Here is a 6,249-nt window from a genome sequence, read left to right as displayed (position 1 = left end):
GATATAGGATATATTAGACTTACTTGGAGCTCTTACTACACCTAAGTGGTTCAGATTACCAGTGGTACTGCGTAGACCGTTACTAATATCACGAACCGAATCTGCCGAGGAAAAATGACAGAAAAGCATACTGACTAGATGCGTCCAGCTGTTGATCCCTTTCTGATGTTTGTCACTTTTGTGCTTTGAAACCAAATCTTTGAATAATTCGCGGTCGATAAGAGATAAAATCTGACTAAAAACATTTAAATTTATCATGGCGGTGTGTTATAATTTTGCGATTTAAATATAGCAACTTTGCTATATCTAAACACCGCCACTTTTTAAACGTTTAGGACGCAAGTGATATTTAATAATGATTGGTTTGAAAGTACACCACTGAAAAGAGGTGTACTTTCTCTTTTTAATAGACCTTAAAACGTTTTAGGTCTATTTTATTTCTTTGATACAAATAGGCAGTTTTTTGAGAAAAAACGAAAGTCTGTACGATTGAATATATCTTAATTTTGGACAAATCAATTATACAAACTAATCAATCTAGGTATGTTTAAGGGTCTTAAATGTCTGCCAATATCTGCTACATTGCTCTGCTGTGCGAGCAGTTTTATCCCCTTAGCAAAGGGAGCTAATTTAATTCCAGTTTCTCCAGGGGGGATCGAGTTGCAAAAAGCAATAAAAGGGGTTGTTAAGGATAAGGATGGCAATCCTATTGTAGGAGCGACGGTCGCATTGAAATCCAAACCCAATATTGCAGTCTCAACAGATGCCAAAGGTAATTTTAACTTGACAGGTGTCAATGCCGGTGAACTTTTGACCATAAGATCTGTAGGCTACCTTTCCAAAGAAGTGATGGCAATCGCTGACTTGGCAATCACTTTGGAAGATGAAAATTCGCGCATTGATGAAGTGGTCGTTGTAGGTTACGGTACGCAGAAGAAAGAATCCGTTACCGGTGCAATCACCGCAATTTCTTCTCAGGATATCTCCAGATCTGTTGCTACAACAACGTCTGGAGCCTTAGTAGGGAAGATCGCCGGTGTTAACAGCAGGATGTCGGATGGGCGTCCTGGAGCTCCAACAGGAATTAGTATCCGCAATATGGGGACACCCTTATATGTGATCGACGGTGTTCAAAAGGATGAAGGGCAGTTCAATAATTTAGATTTCAATGATATTGAATCGGTTTCGGTATTAAAGGATGCGTCTGCTGCTATTTATGGTGTGCGTGCTGCCAACGGCGTTGTTGTGGTGACGACAAAGAAGGGGAAGCGTGGCGATAATAATACCTTTAATATCAATTCATATTATGGCTGGCAGAGTATGTTTCGTTTTCCCAAGCCAGCCGATGCCAGTACTTATATCAAAAGCTATATTCAGTCTGATGCTATTCTCGGAACTGAACATCCACAATATACGTTGGCAGATCTCGAAAAATGGCAACAAGGTACCGAGAAGGGATATCGTCCTTTTGATTGGTATGATTATATTCTCAAAACTAGCCCACAAACTTATATCTCGGGTAATGTCAGTGGTGGGTCCGAAAAAATTAATTATTACCTGAGTGTAGGGCATCTGGACCAGCAGTCCATCATTCGTAATTACGGCGGCTTCAATCGTACCAATGTGCAGATGAATATTGACGCGAACGTATCAAAACGATTAAAGATTGGTGCTAATTTGAATGGGCGGATCGAACAGCGCAAACAACCGGGCGTACCTGGTGCTGACGATACTTGGCAGGCTTTATTTGCGATATATCGCAACCTGCCTACTGCACGGCCTTTTGCCAACGACAATCCTTTATATCCAACGCAGACATCGCCCAATGCGGAAACTAACTTTGCGATGCTGAATTATGATCTGTCCGGTACTTATCAGGAAAAATGGCGGGTGATGCAGTTAAATTTTAATGCGGAATATAAGATCACAAATGATTTGATCGCTAAGGGAACAGTAGGCTATTATTTGGCCAATAAATGGATGGATAATCAGGAGTTTACCTATAAACTATATGGCTACGATGAGAAGACAGATACGTACCCGGTAACTTTTAGCATGGACAACCCTTGGCGGGAGAGATCTATTTCGCAGGTTGAAGAAATCTCAACCCAATTTACCTTAAATTATAACAAGCGATTCGGCAAACATGGAATCAATGCTGTGCTTGCTGCGGAGTCCATAAAAAGGGATAATCCAGATGTTTATGTACACGATCGTCCAGCCTCTAATGCCTTGAGTTTGATCTATTTTCAGACGATGGACACCTACAATGATACTGGAGTGAATACCCAGGCGAGAGCCGGTTTTGCAGGGCGGGTCAATTATGATTATGACCAGAAGTATCTTTTGGAGCTTTCTTCGCGCTATGACGGTTCATGGAAATTCGCGCCAGGAAGCCGATGGGGATTTTTCCCTTCGGTATCTGCAGGCTGGCGTGTTTCATCTGAAAAGTTCTGGTCTGAAGGTATGAGAAAGGTATTTGACGATGTGAAGTTAAGGGGATCTTACGGTGTATTGGGCGATGATAATTTGGATGCCTGGGAATATTTTGCTTTTGGTTATCTAAGTGGATATAATTATTTCCGAAAACCAGTCCGTGATGGCTATCAAAATATCGTCGGTTCGACAATTGACGGGAAGTATGTTATCGGTTCTCAAGCACGTGGCCTTCCCGTTAAAACGCTTTCTTGGATTCAGGCCCATATGCTAAATGTTGGTTTGGACTTTAGTACACTAAAAGGTAAATTAACAGGTTCGGTAGATGTCTTCCGTCGAAAAAGAACAGGACTGCCTGCCAAGCGAGAAGATGTATTGATACCGAATGAAGTAGGCTTTAGTTTACCTTATGAAAATCTGAATTCGGATATTCATCAAGGTATCGATGGATCATTAATGTGGCGGAGTAGCGTCAATGGATTTAACTATTTCGTAGGCGGTAATTTCACTTTCGCACGGCAAACTGACGGCGAACAATATAAACCACGTTTTGGAAACTCTTTGGATCAATATCGAAAATCGATCTATGACCGTTATGCCTTTCTCAATTGGGGATTACATTCCATTGGACAATTCCAGTCGTGGGAAGAAATTGCCAATTATGATATAGACAATGACCGTAAAGGTAACTCATCATTACGGCCGGGTGATATTAAGTATGAAGATATTAATGGCGATAAAGTGATCAATGAGCTGGATGAACGGCCAATCGGATATCGACAAGGCGGTCTTCCTTATTTCAATTACGGAATTAACCTTGGCGGCCAATTTAAGGGATTTGATTTGGCAATGGATTTCACCGGAGCAGCTTTTGCTTCTTTTAATCCCAGTTATGAAGCTGTTTTCCCTTTCCATGATGGTGGCAACAATCCGCAATACTATATGGAAAACCAGTGGATGCTGAGCGATATTACGGATCCAAATAGTGCCTTGATCCCAGGAAAGTACCCTACATTAATTAAAGGAAATAGAGATCATAGTAATTATTGGCATAGCGACTTCTGGCTTACCAATGTCAACTATTTGAAATTAAGAAACCTGCAGATCGGATATACTTTACCGGAGAAATGGATGAAACCTCGAGGAATTCAGAAATTGAGGATATATACCATGATGCAGAATCTGTTTAGCATAGATAATTTGGGTGATATGAAGATCGATCCAGAAATCACAAGTGATTCGGGCGTTCAGTACCCAACAAACAAAGTTATAAACGTTGGTGTTACCTTAACTTTTTAATAAGATGATAAATAAGAACGTTATTTTATTGGGTGTATGTCTCGTATGTACATTTTCAAGCTGCAATAAATTTTTGGAACGGGAATCACAGGCTATTTTTACCGACGATCAGATATTTTCGGATCAGAATATGATAAAATCTGTTCTAGCGAATTATTATGGGCGGATTAGCTGGGGACAGCAATTTGGAGACAATGGATCTTTTGCGATGTTAGATGAGGCAGGATTTTCAAGCGGTGGCCCCAATACGATGCAGGAATTTCCGAATGACTTTTGGCGTATGTACGATTATGAACTGATTCGCAATCTGAATCAATTTATCGTAGGTGTTCGTCAATCATCATTGGACGAAAATAATAAAAAGAGCATCGAAGGCGAGGCCAGATTTATTCGTGCTTGGACCTACTTTAATATGATCAAGCGTTTGGGCGGAGTTCCTTTGGTGGGTGATAAGATCTATGATTATACTGGCGGCATGGATCCAGCAGAGTTGCAGACACCGCGATCAACAGAAGCAGAGAGTTATAATTACGTGATTAACGAATGTACCGAAGCCGCTAAAATGCTCGGTACAGAGAAAACCATAAATTCAGCTAGAGCTAATAAATGGACAGCTTTGGCACTTAAGGCGCGGGCCAGTCTATACGCCGCCTCAATAGCGAAGTATAACTATAAAACGCCAGACGTCAAAACAGCAGGTAACGAGGTGGGAATCCCTGCGGCGGACGCCAATAAATATTACGAGATTGCTTACGAATCAGCATTGGATATTATCAATAATAGCCCTTATGCCCTCTATAATGGAAATGCCGATAAAGGAAAGAACTTCTATCTTGCTGTAAGTTCAAAATCAAGTAGCAATGAAGTTATTTGGGCCAAGGATTATGCGTATCCAGGTGAAACACATTTTTTCACCAACAATAACATTGCCTCATCCGTCCGTGGAGATATTGATGCCAATTTTGTTACGCCTGTTTTAAATTTGGTGGAAGCATTTGAATATACAGATGATCGAAATGGAGCATTGAAAACGAAGACTGCTACGGGAGATTACATTTACTATAACAATCCCGAAGAGATATTCGCCCATAAGGACGCGCGTCTGTATGGTACTGTGATTTACTCTGGTGCTGATTTTGCTGGTACCAAAATCACTTACCAAGCAGGCGTTAGATATAAAGAAGGAGGTGTTTGGAAGACGATGACCGCAATACCCGGTACTTCAGATTCCAAATTCGGAGGAATTATTACAAGCAAAGATGGACCTACGACTTCCAACGATATGTATGTCAACAAAACTGGATTTAATATCCGGAAATTTATCGACGAAAATAAAGATGCCTCTACTCGTGGGCGTGGGTCGGATATTTGGTTTGTGCGCTTCCGTTATGCTGAATTTTTGTTGATCGCTGCAGAGGCGGGGCTTGAACTTGGTAAACCGCAAGCCGAGTTGACGGGATATGTCAATAAGATTAGGGAGCGTGCGGGGATACAGGCATTGACAACCATTTCCCTGAATGATATTATTCAGGAGCGCCGGGTTGAATTTGCCTTCGAAGATCATCGTTATTGGGATCTGAAGCGTTTGCGGATTGCCCATGAAATCTGGAACGGAAGCGCTGATAATTACAATGCGGTACACTATGCCCTATTTCCATACAAAATATATGCTCCGGGGGATCCGAACGATGGTAAATGGGTTTTTGAGAAACAGAAATCGAGTCATACGCTCTATCCACGAAATTTTAAATATCAGAACTATTATAATTTCATCGATCAAGATTGGATTAATAACAATCCGAAGTTAGTTCGAAATCCTTATCAATAGCATTATCCTTATGAAAACTTTTTTTTGTAAATTAATAGTAAGTTTGTGTTTGATCGTAGGTGTATTTGCTTGTGGCAAAGATAACTATGATGCCCCTAAAAGTACACTGAACGGTCGTGTAACCTACAATTCAGAACCTCTAGGAGTAAGAGGATCAAACCAGTCCGTTTCACTTCAGCTATGGCAAGATGGTTTTCCGCTTCGATCTGCTATTAATGTGTATGTGACGCAGGACGGTTCATTTGCGGCAAAACTCTTCGACGGGCAGTACAAATTGGTGGCAACCAGCGGAAATGGCCCCTGGCTGAATAGTGCGGATACAGTGCTGGTTGATGTGAGGGGCAATACAAGCATCGAGTACCCGGTTAAACCTTATTATACCATGAGTAATATTACCTATAATGTTCAAGGGAATATGCTGAAAGCTTCTTTTGACGTCAAGACAATAGATGCTTCAAGAACGATTGATTTTGCCACCTTGTTGGTCAATGATACAAAATTCGTGGATTTGGGTCAATATACTTATAAGATGGAAAAAACTGGAATTAGTTCGGGGCATGTCGATCTGGAGCTGGATATCAAAGATATTTTGACCAAGAATGCTGCAGTGTATGCGCGCGTGGGCTTGAAGATAAGCGGTATCACCGAGGCGCTATACGATAGTTCACCTAAGAAATTGAAATAAC

General features: G+C 41.1%; 4 protein-coding genes. 3 read left to right on the top strand and 1 reads right to left on the bottom strand.

Annotation, left to right across the window (positions count from 1 at the left end; all coding sequences use genetic code 11):
* The coding region (locus IQ31_RS16075; protein ID WP_145328144.1) for a DUF4372 domain-containing protein at positions 1-258 on the bottom strand (258 nt) is incomplete at its 3' end.
* Between the two features lie 285 nt (positions 259-543).
* Here IQ31_RS16075 and IQ31_RS16070 point away from each other — a divergent pair.
* From IQ31_RS16070 to IQ31_RS16060, 3 genes are read left to right on the top strand one after another with little or no spacing between them, the layout of a single operon-like run.
* Positions 544-3,735 (top strand): SusC/RagA family TonB-linked outer membrane protein, encoded by a 3,192-nt coding sequence (locus IQ31_RS16070; RefSeq protein ID WP_083663683.1) that lies wholly within the window; start codon positions 544-546, stop codon positions 3,733-3,735.
* A 4-nt stretch (positions 3,736-3,739) separates the two neighbouring features.
* Complete coding sequence (locus IQ31_RS16065) at positions 3,740-5,563, top strand: RagB/SusD family nutrient uptake outer membrane protein (protein ID WP_088162270.1); 1,824 nt, start codon at positions 3,740-3,742, stop codon at positions 5,561-5,563.
* 10 nt (positions 5,564-5,573) lie between these two features.
* Positions 5,574-6,248: a DUF3823 domain-containing protein gene (locus tag IQ31_RS16060; protein WP_088162269.1), complete on the top strand. Its 675-nt coding sequence runs from the start codon at positions 5,574-5,576 to the stop codon at positions 6,246-6,248.
* Position 6,249 lies beyond the last annotated feature (1 nt).

The sequence above is a fragment of the Sphingobacterium siyangense genome (assembly GCF_007830445.1).
Lineage (GTDB): Bacteria > Bacteroidota > Bacteroidia > Sphingobacteriales > Sphingobacteriaceae > Sphingobacterium > Sphingobacterium siyangense.
Note: the sequence above shows the minus strand (reverse complement) of the source record. Positions and strands in the feature narration are given on the sequence as shown.

Bases quoted from the DNA above. Each gene is read 5' to 3' on its own strand.
- IQ31_RS16060 (WP_088162269.1), top strand. From the start codon at position 5,574: ATGAAAACTTTTTTTTGTAAATTAATAGTAAGTTTGTGTTTGATCGTA.
- IQ31_RS16070 (WP_083663683.1), top strand. From the start codon at position 544: ATGTTTAAGGGTCTTAAATGTCTGCCAATATCTGCTACATTGCTCTGC.
- IQ31_RS16065 (WP_088162270.1), top strand. From the start codon at position 3,740: ATGATAAATAAGAACGTTATTTTATTGGGTGTATGTCTCGTATGTACA.